This is a genomic window from Pseudonocardia oceani, assembly GCF_019263585.2.
Lineage (GTDB): Bacteria > Actinomycetota > Actinomycetes > Mycobacteriales > Pseudonocardiaceae > Pseudonocardia > Pseudonocardia oceani.
Window position 1 is genome coordinate 4,210,064 of record NZ_JADQDF010000001.1, and the last position, 18,329, is coordinate 4,228,392.

At 72.7% G+C, this 18,329-nt stretch carries 16 protein-coding genes and 1 pseudogene; 15 read left to right on the forward strand and 2 right to left on the reverse strand.

Annotated features, from left to right (window positions below):
* Positions 1 to 12: 12 nt before the first annotated feature.
* Positions 13 to 96, reverse strand: a pseudogene (locus I4I82_RS35035) (hypothetical protein); the annotation flags it as partial.
* Positions 97 to 197: 101 nt separating this feature from the next.
* Here I4I82_RS35035 and I4I82_RS21170 point away from each other — a divergent pair.
* The 5 genes from I4I82_RS21170 (at position 198) to I4I82_RS21190 (ending at position 5,440) form a co-directional block, all read left to right on the forward strand.
* On the forward strand, positions 198 to 1,043 hold the full coding sequence (locus I4I82_RS21170) for a helix-turn-helix transcriptional regulator (protein ID WP_226370172.1): 846 nt from the start codon (positions 198 to 200) through the stop codon (positions 1,041 to 1,043).
* A 72-nt stretch (positions 1,044 to 1,115) separates the two neighbouring features.
* The gene (locus tag I4I82_RS21175) at positions 1,116 to 1,487 is read left to right on the forward strand and encodes a PEP-utilizing enzyme (protein ID WP_172163659.1); all 372 of its coding nucleotides are present in this window, start codon (positions 1,116 to 1,118) and stop codon (positions 1,485 to 1,487) included.
* On the forward strand, positions 1,484 to 2,659 hold the full coding sequence (locus I4I82_RS21180) for a hypothetical protein (RefSeq protein ID WP_218592142.1): 1,176 nt from the start codon (positions 1,484 to 1,486) through the stop codon (positions 2,657 to 2,659). The genes I4I82_RS21175 and I4I82_RS21180 overlap by 4 nt, the downstream gene beginning before the upstream one ends.
* A gap of 1 nt (position 2,660) precedes the next feature.
* On the forward strand, positions 2,661 to 4,286 hold the full coding sequence (locus tag I4I82_RS21185) for a PEP-utilizing enzyme (RefSeq protein WP_218592141.1): 1,626 nt from the start codon (positions 2,661 to 2,663) through the stop codon (positions 4,284 to 4,286).
* Positions 4,287 to 4,294: 8 nt separating this feature from the next.
* Positions 4,295 to 5,440: an Rv3169 family protein gene (locus I4I82_RS21190; RefSeq protein ID WP_218592140.1), complete on the forward strand. Its 1,146-nt coding sequence runs from the start codon at positions 4,295 to 4,297 to the stop codon at positions 5,438 to 5,440.
* A 735-nt stretch (positions 5,441 to 6,175) separates the two neighbouring features.
* Here I4I82_RS21190 and I4I82_RS21195 read toward each other — a convergent pair.
* Positions 6,176 to 7,003 (reverse strand): helix-turn-helix transcriptional regulator, encoded by an 828-nt coding sequence (locus I4I82_RS21195; protein ID WP_218592139.1) that lies wholly within the window; start codon positions 7,001 to 7,003, stop codon positions 6,176 to 6,178.
* Positions 7,004 to 7,128: 125 nt separating this feature from the next.
* Here I4I82_RS21195 and I4I82_RS21200 point away from each other — a divergent pair, with 125 nt between their 5' ends.
* The 10 genes from I4I82_RS21200 to I4I82_RS21245 all read left to right on the forward strand — a co-directional run bounded on the left by I4I82_RS21200 (position 7,129) and on the right by I4I82_RS21245 (position 18,321).
* A complete protein-coding gene (locus I4I82_RS21200) occupies positions 7,129 to 7,851 on the forward strand; it encodes a PEP-utilizing enzyme (RefSeq protein ID WP_218592138.1) in 723 nt (240 codons plus the stop codon).
* 3 nt (positions 7,852 to 7,854) lie between these two features.
* A complete protein-coding gene (locus I4I82_RS21205; protein WP_218592137.1) occupies positions 7,855 to 9,402 on the forward strand; it encodes a hypothetical protein in 1,548 nt (515 codons plus the stop codon).
* 2 nt (positions 9,403 to 9,404) lie between these two features.
* Entirely contained in the window at positions 9,405 to 10,907 is a 1,503-nt protein-coding gene (locus I4I82_RS21210) for a class I adenylate-forming enzyme family protein (protein ID WP_218592136.1), read from the forward strand.
* A gap of 11 nt (positions 10,908 to 10,918) precedes the next feature.
* Positions 10,919 to 11,521, forward strand: coding sequence for a hypothetical protein (locus I4I82_RS21215; RefSeq protein WP_218592135.1), 603 nt, complete (start codon positions 10,919 to 10,921; stop codon positions 11,519 to 11,521).
* On the forward strand, positions 11,518 to 13,278 hold the full coding sequence (locus I4I82_RS21220) for a pyruvate, phosphate dikinase (protein WP_218592134.1): 1,761 nt from the start codon (positions 11,518 to 11,520) through the stop codon (positions 13,276 to 13,278). Before I4I82_RS21215 ends, I4I82_RS21220 begins: the two co-directional genes overlap by 4 nt.
* Positions 13,275 to 13,832 carry a biotin/lipoyl-containing protein gene (locus I4I82_RS21225; protein ID WP_218595954.1) on the forward strand — a complete coding sequence of 186 codons (558 nt, stop codon included), beginning with the start codon at positions 13,275 to 13,277 and terminating at the stop codon, positions 13,830 to 13,832. Before I4I82_RS21220 ends, I4I82_RS21225 begins: the two co-directional genes overlap by 4 nt.
* A gap of 76 nt (positions 13,833 to 13,908) precedes the next feature.
* Positions 13,909 to 15,267 (forward strand): acetyl-CoA carboxylase biotin carboxylase subunit, encoded by a 1,359-nt coding sequence (locus I4I82_RS21230; protein ID WP_308112816.1) that lies wholly within the window; start codon positions 13,909 to 13,911, stop codon positions 15,265 to 15,267.
* Positions 15,264 to 16,763, forward strand: a complete 1,500-nt coding sequence (locus tag I4I82_RS21235; protein ID WP_218593189.1) for a hydroxymethylglutaryl-CoA lyase-like TIM-barrel protein — start codon at positions 15,264 to 15,266, stop codon at positions 16,761 to 16,763. Before I4I82_RS21230 ends, I4I82_RS21235 begins: the two co-directional genes overlap by 4 nt.
* Positions 16,763 to 17,185: a Zn-ribbon domain-containing OB-fold protein gene (locus I4I82_RS21240; protein ID WP_218593190.1), complete on the forward strand. Its 423-nt coding sequence runs from the start codon at positions 16,763 to 16,765 to the stop codon at positions 17,183 to 17,185. The genes I4I82_RS21235 and I4I82_RS21240 overlap by 1 nt, the downstream gene beginning before the upstream one ends.
* Positions 17,182 to 18,321, forward strand: coding sequence for a thiolase family protein (locus I4I82_RS21245; RefSeq protein ID WP_218593191.1), 1,140 nt, complete (start codon positions 17,182 to 17,184; stop codon positions 18,319 to 18,321). The genes I4I82_RS21240 and I4I82_RS21245 overlap by 4 nt, the downstream gene beginning before the upstream one ends.
* Positions 18,322 to 18,329: the final 8 nt, after the last annotated feature.

An 18,329-nucleotide genomic window follows, 5' to 3' on the forward strand; every position in this document is an offset into this window, starting at 1 on the left:
GCCCTCGGCGGCGAGGACGCGGGCGGTGGCGGCGCCGATGCCGCTGGTGGATCCGGTGACGATCGCGTGGCGGCCGGTGAGACGGGTACAGGTCATGGCCCCTGTCTACGGGTCGCCGGCGGGTGGCCCCAGGGCGAGCGCAACCGGGGCACGGCGTGACCGGGCACGATCGCCGCATCGCGACCTACGCTCGACGCGTGCCCCCCGGCCGCACGGCCTTCGGCGACTTCCTGCGCTCCCGGCGCGACCGCCTCACCCCCGCCCAGGCCGGCATGGCGCCCTTCCCCGGCCCCCGCCGCGTGCCCGGCCTGCGCAAGGAGGAGCTCGCGGTGCTCGCCGGGCTCAGCCCCGACCACTACAGCCGGCTCGAGCAGGGGCGCCAGGCCACCGTCACCGACTCCGTCGTCGACGCCCTGGCCCGCGCGCTGCGCCTCGACGAGGTCGAGCACGCCCACCTGCGCGACCTCGCCGCCCCCACCTCGCGGCGGCGCGGCGGGGGAGCGGAGGCGCCGCAGCGGCCCGACCCCGGCCTGCTGCGGCTGATGACCGCGCTCGACCACGTCCCCGTCCTGCTGCTCGGCCGCCGCGCGCAGGTCCTGGCCCGCAACGCCCTGCTGCCCGCGGTGCTCGGCCGCGCGCTCGAACCGGGCTCGTCGTTCGCGCGGTACCTGTTCCTCGACCCCTCGGCGCGCGAGCGCATCGTCAACTGGGCGCACTTCGCGGCGGCGGCCGTCGGCGCGCTGCGGTTCGAGGCAGGCCGCCGCCCCGACGACCACCGGCTCGCGGCGCTGGTGGCCGAGCTGCGCGCCGCCGACCCGGACGTCGCCCGGTGGTGGGACGACCACGGCGTCCGCGACCACACCTCGGTCGCCAAGCGCATCGCCCACCCCACCGCCGGCCCGCTGGCGTTCGGGATCGAGGCGGTGTCGACGCCGCACGATCCCGGGCAGCGGCTGGTCGTCTACACCGTGGAGCCCGACTCGCCGACGGCGCACGTGCTGCCGATGCTGGCCGGATGGGGTGCGGAGGCACTGTCCCCCTAAGTGCACTGGGTCACACCCACACTCCGCTCCTACCGTCCGACCTGCGCATCTGGGCGAGCGGACGGAGCTGTCATGAGCGATCAGAACGAGGTCGGCACCGGCACGAACCTGTTCACGGCGGGGGAGGTGCGCGGCACGGCGCGGTGGTTCAACGACACCTCCGACGTCCTCTCGATCGACGACGACGACCTCGAGGACACCATCGCGTTCGTCAGTAAGGGCGGGATGACGTTCCTGTCGCCGATCCTGCCAGACCTGCGCGGCATCGTCTGCACGGCCGGGAGCCGGGAGTCGCACCTCGCGATCCTGTCCCGCGAGTCGGACGTGCCGTGCGTGCTGGCCGCCGAGCTGACCGGCACTGTCACCGACGGCGACGCCGTCGTGCTCGACCTGTCCGACGCCGAGACGGCCCGGATCTCCGTCGCCGCCGGGGTGTCGGCATGAGCGACCTCAAGGCGCTGCACACCGACGCCTCCTACGAGCCCACGCTCGACGAGTGGAACCACCTCGTCCACGAGGGCGGCGCGGCCTACAAGTCGGAGTTGACGTCGCGGACGGTGTTCGAGTCCGAGCTGTTCGGCATGAACACCTACATCCTCATGTCGATGATGGAGGACTACCTCCGCGTCCCCGACCGGATCCGCACGATCCTGAGCCACGCGACACCGGCCGAGCTCGTGCGCCGCGCGCTGCCGATCGGCACCAAGCGCAGCTTTATCAACCTCGCCGCGATGCCGCTGCACTACATGACCGGCCGCGAGCTCTTCGTCGACCTGGGCGAGAACAGCCTGACCGACGGGCTGGAGGACCAGCTCACCGTGCTGAGGTTCTGGCGCGAGGCGACGATCGCGATGCGCACCGACGGCGTGCTCTACAACATGGACGCCGACCCGCCCAACAGCTCGCACGTCGTCTCCGACGAGCTGCTGGCTGAGATCCGCGGCCACCTGCTGCCCGCCGACGACGAGCACAAGTCGGCGATCCGGAAGTTCGGCGCCCGGCTCACGGCGTACGCGTTCCTGGAGAACTGCGACGCCCGCACCGCGGTCTGCGACACCGGCCCCTACCAGCTCGAGGACGGCTCGTTCCTCGCGCTGCGCGAGACCTGCGCCGACGGCGACGGCGACTTCCCGTGGCTCGACGGCATCCGCGAGACGCTGCCCTTCCACCACTTCGTCATCGCCCACCGCCTCCCGGCGTCGGTGAGGATGGACAACAACGTGTGGGGCACGGCCTGGTTCACGCCCAGCGACTACCAGGCCGACATCATCGAGACCCGCGTGTTCACCACCGACGGCGGCGCGCTGCGCCCGCTCGACCTCGCCGAGCTGGCCGAGGCCACGGCCGCGATCCGCAAGGCGCACCGCGCGCTCTACCAGCGCCTCGCCGAGACCGATCCTCAGGTGCGCAACCTCTACGCCACGTCGATGTACGCCTGGAAGCTCAAGGCGTGGGCGCGGCTGGCGGGCTGCTACGACGAGATCGACTGGACCGTGTCGGACTCCATCCAGCAGTCGTACGAGAAGTTCCAGGACCCCGACCTCGCGCTCTCGCTCATCGGCGGGATCTTCGTGCCGCAGGACCGGGACAGCTGCTTCCGACCGATCGGAGGATGACGTGACCGTCATCGGCAAGGGCGTTCCCTCGTACACGTTCGGCCGGGTCACGGGTGCCGTCCGGCACTTCCGGTCGCCGCAGGACGTCATCGCGTCCATCGACTCCGACCTGGAGGCGACGATCGCCGTCGTCTCCTCCGGCGGCACGACGTTCCTGTCGCCGATCCTCGGGCGCCTGGGTGGCATCGTCGCCCGCGACGGCACACTGCGCAGCCACCTCGCGATCGTCTCGCGCGAGTTCGAGGTGCCCTGCCTGGTCGGGGCCGACCTGACCGAGGAGCTCGCCGACGGCACAGAGATCACCCTGGACATCGTCGACGGCGCCGGCGTCGTGCGCACGGGGGCCGAGGCGCCACCACCGGCCGCGCCCGATGCTGACGTGAGCGCGGCGTGGTGGGCCTACGTCCGCCGCGTCGGCGACGAGATCGCGGTGAAGCCGTTCGACGTCACCGTCGGGCCGGAGGCGCTCGACCGGCTCCTCGCCGAGGAGCTCTCCGACGACCGCCTCGACGACCTCGTCCAGCACATGGGCCGGGCGTTCAAGCCGGAGATCACGCGGCGCTCGGGCTTCACCTCCGAGCTGTTCCCGATGCTGCCGTACATGACGCTGTCGGTGATCGACGACTTCCACACCTACGCCGAGCGCGTCGCCGTCATCGACGCGGCCATGCCGGCGGAGGAGATCGGGAAGCGGCTGCGCGGGCAGCCCGGGCTGGTGAGCCCGCTGTGGATCTGGATGGTCGGCTACCACTACCTGTGCGGGCGCGAGTGCCTGATCCAGATGGGGAAGCTGCGGAGCGACGAGCGGATCGAGGAGGTGCGCACGGTCGTCGACTTCTGGCGCCGGCTCACCCTCGCCCACCGCGGCGACGGCACGCTCGACTACAAGGACGCCGGGTTCACCAACCGCTACCTGCCCGCCGACGTCGTCGACGACCTGGTGGCGCAGGGCAGCACGCTGGACGCGGCGTCGTCGAAGGCGCTCAAGCGGCTCAACGCCACGGTGTCGGGCTACTCGTTCCTCTACTTCTGCGACTCGCGCGTCGGCATCTGCGACTCCGGGCCGTACCCGCGCCGGGACGGGCGGCACACGATCGTCCGCGACTACCTCTCGCTCGGTCCGAGCGCGTGGGAGTACCCGTGGGCGGCGGACCTGACGCCGCCGTACGCCGGGCTGACGCTCGCGCTGACGTTCGACCCGGCCGCGTTCACCGAGTTCGAGATCAACGACTGGGGCACGACGTTCACCGAGCCCGACCAGCTGCTCTCGGCCGTCACCGAGGCCACCGTGGTCGGGCGGCACACCGACGGCTCGTCGGAGGTGCTCGGGCCGGACCGCTGGGCCGACGTGCTCGCCGACGTCAGCCGCGCGCACATGGAGCTCTACCAGCAGTTCGCCGACATGGGCCGCGAGGACCGGATCTTCTCGGCGACCCGGATGTACACCTCGGGGCTGCGGCCGTTCGCCGCCCTCGCCGGGGTGACCGACCGGATCGACTGGGCGTTCTCGCCCGACACCACGGCCCTGTACCCGGAGCCGCTCGACGACGACACGCAGGCCGCGACGATCTTCGGGACCGCCCTCGTGGCCAACGACCTGCCCGGATCGTTCTCGCCCATCCGCTAGGAGACACCGTGCGCCAGTCCCAGCAGATCCTCACCCACGCCGACGAACTGCTCTGCCACCAGACGCCCCAGACCTTCGCCACCATCGGCCACGCCGACATCTCCTGGACCGAGAAGCTGTGGGGGTCACTGTTCGCGCGCGACGGCTCGCTGCAGGTCGACGTCGGGTTCGGCAAGTACCACAACCGCAACGTCATGGACGGCTTCGGCGGCATCTCCCGCGGCACGGAGCAGCTGACGGTCCGCTCCACCCGCCGCCTCGACGCCGACCCGGAGCGCGTCGGCGTCGGGCCGCTGGATTACGAGGTGATCGAGCCGTTGAAGTCGGTGCGGTTCACACTGCGGGAGAACCACGTCCTGCCGATCCGCTTCGACCTCGTCGTGACCGGCGTCCTCCCGCCCTTCCTGGAGCGCAAGGACGAGCAGCGCGAGCCGCACGGCTTCCGCATCCAGTCCGACCTGCTGCGCTACCACCAGGCCTCGACGGTCCGCGGCACGATCCACATCGACGGGCAGCGGATCGACGTGCGCGACGACGAGTGGTTCGGGTTCCGCGACCACTCGTGGGGCGTGCGGATGGACGTGGGCGACCCCGCCCCGGACGTCTTCAAGCCCCAGCGGCTCGACCAGGACTTCCTGCTCACCTGGAGCCCGATGTGGATGCGCCGCCCGGACGGCACGTCCTACGAGATCCACCACTACCAGCAGCAGGTCGACCACGAGACCACCTACTTCTCCGGCTTCGTCAACGAGGCGGACGGCTCGCAGCGCGACCTGCACGCCGTGCGCGACGAGCTCAAGTTCGACCCCGTCAACCGCCGCCTGCTCGGCGGCAAGATGACCTTCGACGCCGGCTGGGGCGAGACCCGCACCGTCGAGATCGAGGCGGCGAGCGACACCGGGTTCCACCTGGGCACGGCCAAGTACTTCGGGTTCCGCGGCCAGCGCCACGGCCAGTGGCACGGGGAGAAGTTCATCGACGGGGAGCGGTTCTCCGACGCCTCGTCGCCGGAGACGGTGAAGGAGATCCACCAGCTCCGCGACTGCGTCATCCGGGTGCGGGAGGGGGACGCGGTCGGGTACGGCATCTTCGAGTCGATGGTGATCGGGGAGCACCCGAGGTACGGGCTGACGAGGGAGTCGTCCTTCCTGTAACTGCCTCTCGTCAGCCCGGCCTCGGGTTGATCCGGGCGATCACGGGCGGCCGGGGTCGCGGGCTGCCGTGGGAAGCGGGGGCCACGCCACGCGGTCCGTCCGTGCGGCCTCCTCGCCCGTCGTCCGGTGTCGCTGGAGGTGGTGAGCACGTCCTGCGCCGCGCCCGGGATCGGGGGAAGCGTCAGCCGTCGTCCCGCACGCCCGCGCTCCACTCTCCGGCAGCAGCGCAGCTGGGTCGTGCCGGCCCCTGTGCCTCACTGCGTGCACGCCTCCTGGGCGCAGCGGCAACAGACGGCACCTCCGCACACAACCCTCCGGTGCTCGAACACAGTTCCGGCCCTGTGTGCCAACCCCGCAACCTGTGTGCGAACCCAGAACTCGAGCGCGAGCGGAGTCCGAGCGCGGCTCGTCGACGCCTCGCAGGTCACGGCGGAGCAGCCGCCTCCGCTGGTCCCGAAGCTGTCGCGCCTCTGGTCGGTACCTGGCGACGACTCCCGCTCGCACACCTTCCGGGCTGGCGCAAACGTCCCGCCCTGTGTGCGAGCCCGGAGCATGTGCGCGCGACTTGCCCGAGCGCGAGCCGACGTCGATGCGCCCGCCATCAGCCGCTCGCACACCTCCCGTGGCCCGCACACAAGTCCGGCCTTGTGTGCGGACCCCGCACCCTGTGTGCCAGCCCTCGGCCGAGCAGGCCCCCGGCACGAGCCGGCGAGCCGGCTGGCGGACGAGGTGAGCTCAGCCCCGCGACCGCGCCAGCAGTGCCAGCTCCATCCGGCTCTGGCAGCCGGTGGCGCTGAGGATGCGGCTCACGTACTTCTTCACGCTGTCCTCCGCCAACGACAGGGTCTCGGCGATCTGGGCGTTGGACAGGCCGTCGGCGACGAGCTGCACCACCTGCCGCTGCCGCTCCGAGAGGCCGGCGAGGGCGGCCTTCGGGCGGGAGACGGGCAGGCCGCGGGCGATGGCGGAGAGCTGGCGCGACAGTGCGCGCAGGGTGGCCAGGTCCTGGGGGGAGAGGCGGTCGGGGGCGGTGTCGAACATGCCGACCAGCGCGGTATGGCCGCCGGGCAGCTCGAGGCGCATCGCAGCGGCCGACTCCATGCCCCAGGTGGCCTGCAGGAAGTGGCGGACGTAGGCGTTGGCCGAGGCCGGCAGCGCGCCGAGCGCACGCAGCTCGGAGAGGGACGAGACGCCGCTGGAGACGAGCTGGCGCATCGCGGCGGGCGTGCCGAACACGTCGTAGCGCGACCACCGCTCCTGGTACTCCGGCAGCATCCGCGCGGTGTGACCCTCGGTGACGGGCGCGAGGTCGCCGAAGATGTTGTGGAAGGTGGCGCCGACGAAGAACGACACGTGCTTGAGCCCGAAGCGCTGGTGCAGGGCCTCGACGAGCTGCTCCCGGAAGTCGGGCAGCGACGGGGACCCGTCGCAGTCCTCCAGCACGTCGAAGGCGCGCTCGTAGTCGGCTCTGCGCAGGGCCGTGCGTGGTGAGGAACGAGCCCGGCGGGAGGGCGTGGCAGTCGTCGTCGACGCCGGACTGTCCACCAACGTGGACTGGGTCACACGAGCCAACGTACCTACCTTTCAGCCTCGTGAACAGCCGCAGAACGGGGCCCGCGGGCTCCCGGACGTGGCATTGGATCCGACGCCGGTGGCCGAACCGCCGACCCGATCACGGAGAGGTGACGATGTCCGATCCCGCCCCCGAGGCCGCCCTGACACCCCCGAAGTGGGGCACGAAGGAGATGCTGCCGCTGCCCGGCCGCTACAACTCCGCCGTGCGGGAACTGGCCGCGCAGCGCTTCGCCGCGACCAGTGCTGCCTGGAAGGACGTGGTGTTCGACCGGCAGTACGACCTGTTCTCCCTCGCCGACGCGCAGGCCGTCGAGCAGGAGGCGCTCGACTCCGGCTACCGCTTCGACTTCTCCGCGACGGTGTCGCTGGAGTCCGAGCCCGAGAAGTACAAGCGGCCCGAGAAGGCGGCGTCCGCGTTCGCCGACGGCGCCGTCACCGACGGCCGCCGCCAGGTCGGGGTGGGCGACAACGTCATCCGCAAGACCTCCTCGGTGACCGGGCCGGTCGCGCTGATCTCCAAGATCGAGCAGGTCATGGGGTTCCTCGCCGACGGCGTCCCGGACGGCACGATCGCCGTCATCGACGACTCCGGCGGCACGCTGACGGCCCCGATCATCGAGGGCTTCGCGGGCGTCATCTGCCTGGGCGGCTCGGTCCGCTCGCACCTGGGGATCCTCGCCCGCGAGTACGACGTGCCGACGCTCATGAACTGCACGATCGACACCCTCGTCGACGGCGACGTCGTCGAGATCGAGGTGACGGCGGCGCCGCCGGCGGCCGACGCGTACGAGACCGGGGACACCGGGCACGCCCGGATCTGGAAGATCGAGGGCTGAGCGATGGCGGACCTGAGCTACAAGAGCCTGCTGGAGACGAACAACTACCTCCGGCAGCTGAGCGACACGACCTACTGGCTGTGCATCACGCGGACGGTGCAGGAGTCGAAGTTGTTCCCGATGAACCCCTACATGCTGCTCAGCTACCTCAACACGTTCTACCGGCTGCCCACGCAGCTCCGGGAGATCGACGCCGCGACGCCGGCCGAGGAGCTCGGCGACCGGGCGCGCGAGGTGAGCCTCAAGGTCGACACCGTCAACGCCGCCTGGGGCATGCCGGCCTTCTACCTCATCGGCCGCGAGATGCTCATGAACTGGGGCCTGCTGGGCCCGGCCGACGCCGTCGAGGACGTCGTCGACGTGCTCGACTTCTCGCGCCGCTTCAACCTGGCCTACCACCGCAACGACGGCCACATGACGAACAAGGAGTTCGGCGACCGCAGCCAGTTCCTGCCCGAGCGCACGCTGCAGGTCTTCGAGTCCGATCTGCACGGCGTGGTCCCCGGCGACCGGCTGCACACCGCGGCCACCAAGCTCGTCGCGCAGCTGTCGCAGTACGCGTTCCTCGCGCACTGCGAGTGCCGGATCGGGCTGCACAACAGCGGCCCGTACAACTTCGGAGACAACCGCCAGCTCATCGTCCGCGACTTCTTCGAGCTCACCGAGGGTGACTACCCCTGGCTCGACGGCATCGCCACGCAACTGCCGTTCGGCAACCTCACGATCCCCATCGTCTTCAAGGACACCAACTTCAACCTCATGGACGACTGGGCGTCGTTCGAGGCGGAGCCGTCCTACGACGCGTCCAACATCGCGGCGGTCGGCATGTACACCTCCGACGCCCTCACCGACGGCTACCAGCCCGTCGGCATGGAGAACGCGGAGAAGCTCGCGGAGACGATGGAGTCCTACCGCGAGATCCTCAACGCGGCCACGGCCGACCTGTGGAAGCGGATCGCGGGCTGGTCGCGCGAGCAGATGATCGACGCCGGCGCGCTGGTCTACTCGTCGGTGGCCAAGGACTTCGCGCACCTCGCGGGGACCTACCGCCAGGACGACTGGTTCCAGCTCGACGACCGCGTGCAGCGCTTCAAGCCGCTCATGAACGACGAGTACGGCCGCGACAACCTCGGCGAGATGGTCGGCCTGCTGGGCTTCCCGCACCAGAAGACCAGCGAGTACACGATGGCGCGCTACTCCGGGCTCAACCAGAACATGCTCACCGGCGTGCCGTACTCGGTGCTCACCGACGACGACTTCGCGCCGACGGCCGGCTCGACCCTGTCCGGCTCGTCGAGCCTCGACCCCAAGACCGGGCTGTGGACGACGAGCGCGGGGCGCCTGGAGCTCGACGAGTACAACCGCCGGGCCCGCGGCTTCACCCCGTCCGCGCAGGCGCCGGAGTTCCGCTACCTCGACGAGGAGTGGGTCAAGCGGCACTACACCTCCGACCGCGCGAACGCGCTCTACGAGCTGGCGCAGCGCGACAGCCGGACGCTGCAGGGCAAGGGGGCCGGGCTGCGCCGGGCCGACCTGCAGGGGAACGGCTGACCGTGCAGATCGGTGACCTGATCCGGCGCGCGGGGCGGCAGTTCGGTGCCGCCCCCGCGCTGGTCCACCCGGATGACGACGGCGGGGCCCGGACGGTGAGCTTCGCCGAGTTCGACGCGCTCACCGACCGGCTCGGCCACGCTCTGCTGGCCCGGGGGCTGGAGCCGGGGGACCGGGTGGCGGTGCTGCTGCCCAACGGGATCGACGGCGTCGTCGTCTACTACGCGCTGGCCAAGGCGGGGCTCGTGCGGGTGCCGCTCAACACCCGCGAGACGCCGCACGAGCACGCGTTCAAGATCGAGGACTCGCAGGCCAGGGCGCTGGTGCACGCCGGCGACCCGCCCGCCGCCGTCGAGGTCATGATCACCGCTGACGACCTGCCGGGCCTCATCGCCGGCGCGCCCGACGGGCCGTGCGACGTGCGGCGCGAGCCGGACGCCCCGCTGCGCCTGGCCTACACCGGTGGCACCACGGGCCGGCCGAAGGCGGTCGTGCTCACGACGCGCAGCGAGCTGGCCGAGGTGGCGAACTTCCTCGTCGACCTGCTGCCGAACCTCACGCCGTCGTCGGTGATGCTGCACGCCGCTCCGATCACGCACGGCAGCGGCGCGTTCTTCCTGCCGCACCTGGTGAAGGGGGCGCCGAACGTCCTCGTCACGAAGTTCTCGCCCGCCGCGTTCCTGGAGGCGGCGCAGCGCCACCGCGCCACGTCGACGTTCATGGTGCCGACGATGATCGCGATGCTGCTCGAGGACCCGGCCACCGCGGCGCTCGCGTCGTCGGGCGGGCTCGCGCTGGAGCGCCTCTGCTACGGCGGCGCGCCCATCGCGACGACGGTCCTGCAGCGCGGCATCGACGTCCTGGGCCCGGTGTTCGCCCAGCTCTACGGACAGGCCGAGGCGCCGCTGGCGATCACCTGCCTGCAGCCGTGGGAGCACACCCCCGAGCGCCTGACCTCGGCGGGCAAGCCGTACACGTTCGTCGAGGTGGACGTGCGCGACGCCGCGGGCCGCTCGCTGGGCCCGGACGAGGTCGGCGAGATCCTCACCCGCGGCCCGCACACCATGCACCACTACTGGCGGCGGCCTGAGGCGACGGCCGAGACGATCGAGCCCGACGGCTGGCTGCACACCGGCGACATCGGCCGTTGGGACGCCGAGGGCTACCTGCACCTGCTCGACCGGCGCCACGACGTGATAATCAGCGGCGGCTTCAACGTCTACCCCCGCGAGGTCGAGGACGCGCTGCTCAGCCACCCGGCGGTGGCCCAGGCCGCCGTCGTCGGCATCCCCGACGAGACGTGGGGCGAGCGGGTGGCCGCCGCCGTCGTCCTGCGGGCGGACGCGAAGCCCGCCGAGATCGTCGCCCACTGCGCGGAGCGCCTGGCCGGCTTCAAGCGGCCCCGGGCCGTCGAGATCTGGCCCGACCTGCCCACGAGTCCGGTCGGCAAGTCGCTGCGCCGCGAGGTGCGCGACCGGATGACCGCCGCCGCGACCACCCCCTGAGAGGACCTCCGATGCTCGACCCCCACCTGCTCACCCTGCACACCCTCACGATGAAGCAGCTCGCCACGGCCGAGGAGCTGGCCGGCGTCTCCGGGCAGCCCGCCACCGAGGTCGAGGCGGAGCTGGAGAAGGCGGTCGCGGACGGCGCGGTGATGGCGGCCCGCGGCAAGTTCATGATCACCCCGGCCGGGCGGGAGCAGCTCGACGCGGCCTACCCGGTGGTGTTCGGGGCCCTGCGGTCCGACCCGGCCGTGGCCGCGGCGATGGACGCGTTCGAGAGCGGCGTCAACAAGCAGGTCCTCAAGGTCACGACCGACTGGCAGACCGTCGAGGTGGGCGGGGAGCGCGTCGCCAACGACCACTCCGACGCCGACCACGACGCGAAGGTCCTCGACCGCCTCGGGCGGATCCTCGACAAGCTGCCCGCCGTGCTCGGCCCCGTCGAGGACCCGCTGGTCGACCGGTTCGTCGACCGACTCGGCGCCGCACTCACCCGAGCGGAGAGCGGCGAGACCGACTACGTCAGCGGGGTGCGGGTCGACTCGTTCCACACCGTCTGGTTCCAGATGCACGAGCACCTGCTGCGCCTCACCGGGCGGGAGCGGGAGGAATGAGCACCGCGACCGGGTTCCGCTGGATCGTCGTCCCCGACGACACGGCGGTCGAGCCGAGCCGGGACCTGGTCGGCGGCAAGGCGTGGAGCCTGTGGCGGATGCGCTCGCTCGGGCTGCGGGTGCCGCCGGCGTTCGTCGTCACGACCGAGGCGTGCGCCGCGCACCTCGCCTCCGGGGGGCTGCCCGACGGGCTCGCCGAGGAGCTGGAGGCGGGCGTCCGGCTGCTGGAGCGCTCGCTGGGCCGCACGTTCGGCGGGACCGAGCGGCCACTGCTCGTGTCGGTCCGCTCCGGGGCGGCGGTCAGCATGCCCGGGATGATGGACACGATCCTCGACCTGGGCTGCACCGACGCCGTCGAGACTGCGCTCGCCGAGGAGAGCGGCGACCCGGCGTTCGCCGCCGAGGTGCACCGCCGGTTCACCGGCTTCTACGGGCGGCTCGTGCTCGGCTGCCTCGAGGAGCTCGACGACCTGCCCGACACCGCGGCCGTACGGGCGGCCATCGCCGAGGACGGCGCGGGCGCGGTGCCCGCCGACCCGTGGGAGCAGCTGCGCGCGGCCGTCGCGGCGGTGTTCGCGTCGAGCCGCTCGCGCCGCGCCGTCGCCTACCGGCAGCACCACGGCATCCCCGACCTGGGCACCGCCGTCACCGTGCAGGCCATGGTGTTCGGCAACCTCGACGACGACTCCGGCACCGGGGTGCTGTTCACCCGCAGCCCCGTCGACGGCGTGCGCGAACCCTACGGCGAGTACCTGCCGCGGGCGCAGGGCGAGGACGTGGTGTCGGGCCGGGTCACCCCGGAGCCGCTGGCGCACCTCGCCGCGTCGCATCCCGACGTGCACGCCGAGCTGCTCGCCGCCGCGGAGTGCCTCGACACCGAGGGCCGCGACGCCCAGGACATCGAGTTCACGGTGCAGGGCGGCGAGCTGTACCTGCTGCAGTCGCGCCCGGCCAAGCGCACCGCCCGGGCCGCCGTCCGGATCGCGGTGGCGCTGGTCGACGAGGGCGCGACCACACCCGCCGAGGCCGTCGGGCGGGTCACCGCCGAGCAGGTCCGCACGCTGCTGCGGCCCTCGATCGACCCCGCGGCCGCCGACGGGGCCGAGCTGCTCGCCTCCGGCGCCGCGGCCAGCCCGGGCGTCGCCACGGGGGTCGCCGTCGCCACCCCGGAGGAGGCGCGGCCGGGCACCGTCCTCGTCCGCCGGGCGACCAGCCCCGACGACGTCCAGGGCATGATCGCCGCGGACGCCGTCGTCACCGAGCAGGGCGGGGCCACCTCGCACGCCGCCGTCGTCAGCCGGGCGCTCGACACCCCGTGCGTCGTCGGGTGCGGAGCGGGCACGGTCGACGTGCTCGTCGGGCGGACCGTCACCGTCGACGCCACCTCGGGCCGGGTCTACGCCGGCGAGGTGGCGACCACCGCCGTCGACGAGACCGGCGACGACGACCTGCGCCGCCTGTGCGAGTGGGCCGAGGCCGCCGCCCCGGTGCGAGTCGTCGCGCCCGGCGCCGACGTTCCCGCGCCGGTGTTCGACGCCGACGCCGCCGCGCCCGAGGAGCTGGGGGAGCGGCTGCCCGATCTCCCTCCCGGCACCCGCACCGTCCGCGGGGCCCTGTTCACCACCGCCGACGGCGTGCGCCACGCCCTGGACGGCGGCGTCGAGGTGATCGTCGCCGCGCACCGGCTCCCGGTGCTGCTGGCGGCCGCCGCCCACGCCGCCGCGCAGTCCGGCGCCGACGAGAGGAGACCGGCATGAGCGGGACCGACGTGCCCGACAGCGTCACCCACCGCGGGGTGCGGGAGGTGCTGCGGACCTTCGCGGCGTCCGACTGGACCGCCATGACCCTGGAGATCGGGGGCATAACGATCACGGTGGGAAAGAACGGGCCGCCCACGGCCGTCGCCGCTCCGGGGCCCGCCGCACCCGCCCCCGTATTGCAGGAAAGCCACGTTCCTGCCACCGGAGTGCGGGAAAGTGGCTTTCCTGCAACTCCGGAGGGCCCCGCCGCAGCCCCCTCGCCCCCCGTCCCCGCCCCGCCGGTCCCACCCGTCGACACCACCGGTCTCGTCGAGGTCCGCTCACCCGCCGTCGGGGCGTTCTGGGTCGCTCCGAGCCCGGGGGAGCCGCCGTTCGTCGAGGTCGGCAGCAACGTCGGCGAGAACGAGCAGCTCGCCATCGTCGAGGTCATGAAGCTGATGAACCCGGTGGTCACGCCGCGGGCCGGGGTGGTCGTGCAGGTCCTCGCCGCGAACGCCGAGATGGTGGAGTACGACCAGGTGCTCTTCCTGATCCGGCCGAGCGATGCCTGACACCGACCTGCGCGAACGGCACCCTCGCCCAACAGGGTTGGGTGGAGGTGCCGCTCGCTCGACCCCGATCCGCCGGGTGTTCATCGCCAACCGCGGTGAGATCGCCGTGCGGGTGGTGCGGGCGTGCCGGTCGCTGGGACTGGAGTCGGTCGTCGCCGTCTCCACCGTCGACCGCGGCTCGCTCGCCGCGCGCCTGGCCGACCGCGCCGTCTGCATCGGCCCCGCCCCGGCGGCGCAGAGCTACCTCGCGATCCCGTCGGTGCTCAGCGCGGCGCTCGGGTCGGGGTGCGACGCCGTCCACCCCGGCTACGGCTTCCTGTCGGAGAACCCCGACTTCGCGGCGGCCTGCGTCGCCGAGGGGCTGGTGTTCGTCGGGCCGCGCCCCGACGCCGTCGCCCAGGCCGGGGACAAAGCCCGGGCCCGCGAGCTGGCCCGCGCGGCCGGGATCCCGGTGCTCGACGGCTCGCCGGTCCTAGACTCCGCCGACGCCGCCGTCACCGCGGCGCGTGAGCTGGGCTACCCGGTGCTGGTCAAGGCCGCGGCGGGCGGCGGCGGACGCGGCATGTCGGTCGTCGAGGACGACGACGGGATGCGCTCCCGGTTCCCCGCGGCGGCGGCGGAGGCGCAGTCGGCCTTCGGCGACGGGCGGCTCTACGTCGAGCACTTCGTCCGCCGGGCCCGCCACATCGAGGTGCAGGTGCTCGGCGACCGCCACGGTCACGTCGTCCACCTCGGCGAGCGCGACTGCACGCTGCAGCGCCGCCACCAGAAGGTCGTCGAGGAGTCGCCCGCGCCGAACCTGCCGGAGCCCGTGCGCGAGGCGATCCGCGCGAGCGGCGTCGCGTTCGCCCGGGCGCTCCGGCTCGACAGCGCGGGCACCGTCGAGTTCATCCTCGATTCCGACACCGGGGAGTTCGCCTTCCTGGAGTTCAACGCGCGGATCCAGGTGGAGCACCCGGTGACCGAGATGGTCACCGGCGTCGACCTGGTGGCCGAGCAGCTCCGGGTCGCGGCGGGGGAGCCGCTGCGGATCACCCAGGACGACGTCGTGCTCACCGGCCACGCGATCGAGGCCCGCATCACCACCGAGGACCCGGCCCGGGGGTTCGTGCCCCGCCCCGGCACCGTCGACGTCTGGGAGCCGCCCACCGGCGACGGCGTCCGCGTCGACACCCACTGCGAGCCCGGGCACGTCGTCAGCCCGTACTACGACTCGCTGCTCGCCAAGATCGTCGCCCACGGGCCGGACCGGGACACCGCCGCCGACCGGCTCGGCGCGGCGCTGCGTCGCCTGCGCGTCGAGGGCGTGCCCACCACGGCCGCCTTCATCCGCGACGCGCTCGACCACCCCGACTTCCGCGCCGGCGACGTCACCACCGACTGGATCGCCGTCCGCGGCCTGCCCGACCACCTGGAGAAGCAGGGACTGACATGACCTACCTCGACCGCGCCCCCCGCAACGCCGACGGCAGCCGCCGGAAGGTCGGCGTCATCGACCAGACCCTGCGCGACGGCCCGCAGAGCTGGTGGGGCATGCGGCTGCGCAAGGACATGGGCCTGCCGATGGCCGCCGAGCTCGACCGCACCGGCTTCCACACCATCGACCTCGTCGGCAGCTCGATCTTCGAGGTGCTCGTGCGGCACTGCCGCGAGGACCCCTGGGACCAGCTGATCTCGCTGTCCTCGGCGATGCCGCGCACGACCGTCCGCGCGGGGACCCGCAGCAACGGCATCGTGACGTTCGGGCTGACGGCCGACAGCGTCATGGACCTGTGGGTGCAGCGCCTGTGCGCGCACGGCATCGGCAGCTTCTGGATCTACGACGGGCTGTTCAACACCGACAAGATCGGCCGGCTCGTGAAGACCGCGCAGGCCGAGGGCGCGGCCGCGATCCCCTGCATCCTCTACGCCGACAGCCCGTTCCACACCGACGAGTACTACGCCGCACGCACCCGCGAGCTGGTGGCGCTGGGCGCCGACGGCATCGAGCTCGAGGACGCCGCCGGCCTGCTGACGCCCGAGCGCACCCGCACGCTCGTGGCCGCGATCAAGGCCGCGGCGGGGGAGCTGCCCGTCGAGATCCACTTCCACTCCAACAACGCGCTCGCCCCGATCAACTACCTGGAGGGCCTGCTGGCGGGCGCCGACGTCGTGCACACCGCGAGCCGCCCGCTGGCCGCCGGGGTGTCGCTGCCGTCGACGGAGAACACGATCGCCAACCTGCGCTACGCCGGGTTCGACGTCGACCTCGACGAGTCGCGGCTGCCCCCGGTCGAGCAGCACCTGCTGCGCGTCGCGGAGTACGAGGCGCTGCCGGTCGGCCAGCCCGCCGAGTTCTCGCTGTTCCAGTACCGCCACCAGCTGCCCGGCGGGATGGCTGGCACGTTCAAGGACCAGCTGCGCGCCCGCGGGATGGAGGAGCGCTTCGAGGAGGTGCTCGACGAGATGTCGCGGGTGCGCGAGGAGCTCGGCTACCCCGTCATGGCGACGCCGTTCTCGCAGCTCGTGGGGACGCAGGCGGTGCTGAACGTCGTCACCGGCAAGCGCTACTCGGTCGTGCCGGACGAGGTGCTGATCTACGCGCACGGCTTCTACGGCGACCCGGTCGCCCCGCTCGACCAGAACGTGCTCGACACGATCATGGCGACGCCCAAGGCGGCGAGCTACACCGACTGGCAGCCCCCGCAGCCCAGCCTCACCGAGCTGCGTGAGCGGTTCGGCGGCGGCATCTCCGACGACGAGCTGATCCTGCGGCTGCTCGTGCCGGAGAGCGAGATCGACACCATGCGCGCCACCCCGGCCCGCAGCCGCGACTTCGCACCCACGACGAAGGAGATGCAGTTCGTCCGCGAGCTGGTCGAGACGAGCGTCGCGGCGTACCTGCACATCGAGGCGGCGGACTTCTCGCTGACGCTGGAGGGTGACCACTGATGACGTCCGAGCTCGGGGTGGGCCGCCCCACGAAGCGCCGCCCGGGTGCGGCGGTCGGCGGCCTGCCCGTCGCCGACTCCCGCCCGGTCCTGGACCGCTCCGCCGACGGGGGCGACGCCGTCCTCGGCGTCCGCTGCACCGCCTGCCGCTACCCGGCCGCGCAGACCGGCATCCCGTGGTGCCCGGCCTGCTACGGGCCCGTCGCGCCGGAGCGGTTCGCGGCGACCGGCACCGCCTGGTCCTCGACGGTCGTCGCGATCCGGGTGGGACAACGGCGCCCGCCCTTCGGGCTCGCGTACCTCGATCTCGACGACGGCCCGCGGGTGCTGGTGCACCTCGCCGAGCCTGTGGTCGTCCCGATCGGGACCCGGCTGCGGATCACCGGCACGGACGACGGCGACCTGCTGGCGGAGGCGTCGTGAACCAGGCGATGGTGTGGGGCGTCGGCACGTCGGACTACGGGCTGTTCCCGGAGCGCCGGGTCGAGTCGCTGGCCTGGGAGGCCGTGGCCGAGGCCGTCCGCGACGCCGGGATCAGCCCCGGCGAGATCGACGCGATCGTCGTCGGCTCGGTCTTCGGGCCGCCCGGCGTCGCGACGCGGGTGCAGCGCGGGCTGGGGATCCCCGGCGTGCCTATGTGGACGGTGGAGAACGCCTGCGCGAGCAGCACGAGCGCCTTCCACGAGGCGGTCGAGGCGGTGCGGTTCGGCCGGTTCGGGTGCGTGCTCGTGCTCGGCGTCGACCAGATGTCCACGCTGTTCTCCGGGGCCATCGTGCCGGAGGCCACCGACCCCGAGGGCGCGTCCTCGCTGCCGCTGCCGGGTCTCTACGCGCTCGCGGCGCAGCGCTACGTCGGCGAGTTCGGCGTGACGCCCGAGCAGCTCGCCGCCGTGGCCGTGAAGAACAAGCGCAACGGCCTCGACAACCCGCGCGCGCAGTTGCGCACCAGCGTGCCGACCGCCGAGGAGGTGCTCGCCTCCCGCATGATCGCCGAACCGCTGACGATGCTCCAGTGCTGCCCGACCAGCGACGGGGCGGGGGCCGCGATCGTCGGCGGCGACCGAGGGAACCGCGACGACCTGCTGGTCGAGGCCTCGGCCATGGTGTCCGGCGCCCTGTGGGACCACCGCAGCGACGACGTCTGGGGCTACGCCAGCGTCACCCGGGCGGCGGAGCAGGCGTTCGGGCAGGCCGGGCGCACCCCGGACCAGATCGACGTCATGGAGGTGCACGACGCCTTCACCATCGGCGAGATCCTCACGCTGGAGGCGCTCGGCATCGCACCCCGCGGGAAGGGGGCCGAGCTCGCGCCGGCCGGGCACACCACCCGCGACGGCGCGCAACCGGTGAACCCCAGCGGCGGGCTGCTCTCGCGCGGGCACCCCCTCGGCGCGACCGGCACCGCCCAGATCGCCGAGGTCGTCTGGCAGCTGCGGGGCCGCGCCGGCCCCCGTCAGGTCGCGCGGCACGCCGTCGGGCTCGTGGAGACCATGGGCGGCGGGGCGGCCGGGATGGACGGCAACGCCTGCGTCGTCACGATCCTGTCGACCCAGCAGTGAAGTGACCA

Excerpts from the sequence above, each read along its gene's own strand:
- I4I82_RS21175 (WP_172163659.1), top strand. The coding sequence starts at position 1,116 with ATGAGCGATCAGAACGAGGTCGGCACCGGCACGAACCTGTTCACGGCG.
- I4I82_RS21180 (WP_218592142.1), top strand. The coding sequence starts at position 1,484 with ATGAGCGACCTCAAGGCGCTGCACACCGACGCCTCCTACGAGCCCACG.
- I4I82_RS21200 (WP_218592138.1), top strand. The coding sequence starts at position 7,129 with ATGTCCGATCCCGCCCCCGAGGCCGCCCTGACACCCCCGAAGTGGGGC.
- I4I82_RS21205 (WP_218592137.1), top strand. The coding sequence starts at position 7,855 with ATGGCGGACCTGAGCTACAAGAGCCTGCTGGAGACGAACAACTACCTC.
- I4I82_RS21215 (WP_218592135.1), top strand. The coding sequence starts at position 10,919 with ATGCTCGACCCCCACCTGCTCACCCTGCACACCCTCACGATGAAGCAG.
- I4I82_RS21220 (WP_218592134.1), top strand. The coding sequence starts at position 11,518 with ATGAGCACCGCGACCGGGTTCCGCTGGATCGTCGTCCCCGACGACACG.
- I4I82_RS21225 (WP_218595954.1), top strand. The coding sequence starts at position 13,275 with ATGAGCGGGACCGACGTGCCCGACAGCGTCACCCACCGCGGGGTGCGG.
- I4I82_RS21235 (WP_218593189.1), top strand. The coding sequence starts at position 15,264 with ATGACCTACCTCGACCGCGCCCCCCGCAACGCCGACGGCAGCCGCCGG.
- I4I82_RS21240 (WP_218593190.1), top strand. The coding sequence starts at position 16,763 with ATGACGTCCGAGCTCGGGGTGGGCCGCCCCACGAAGCGCCGCCCGGGT.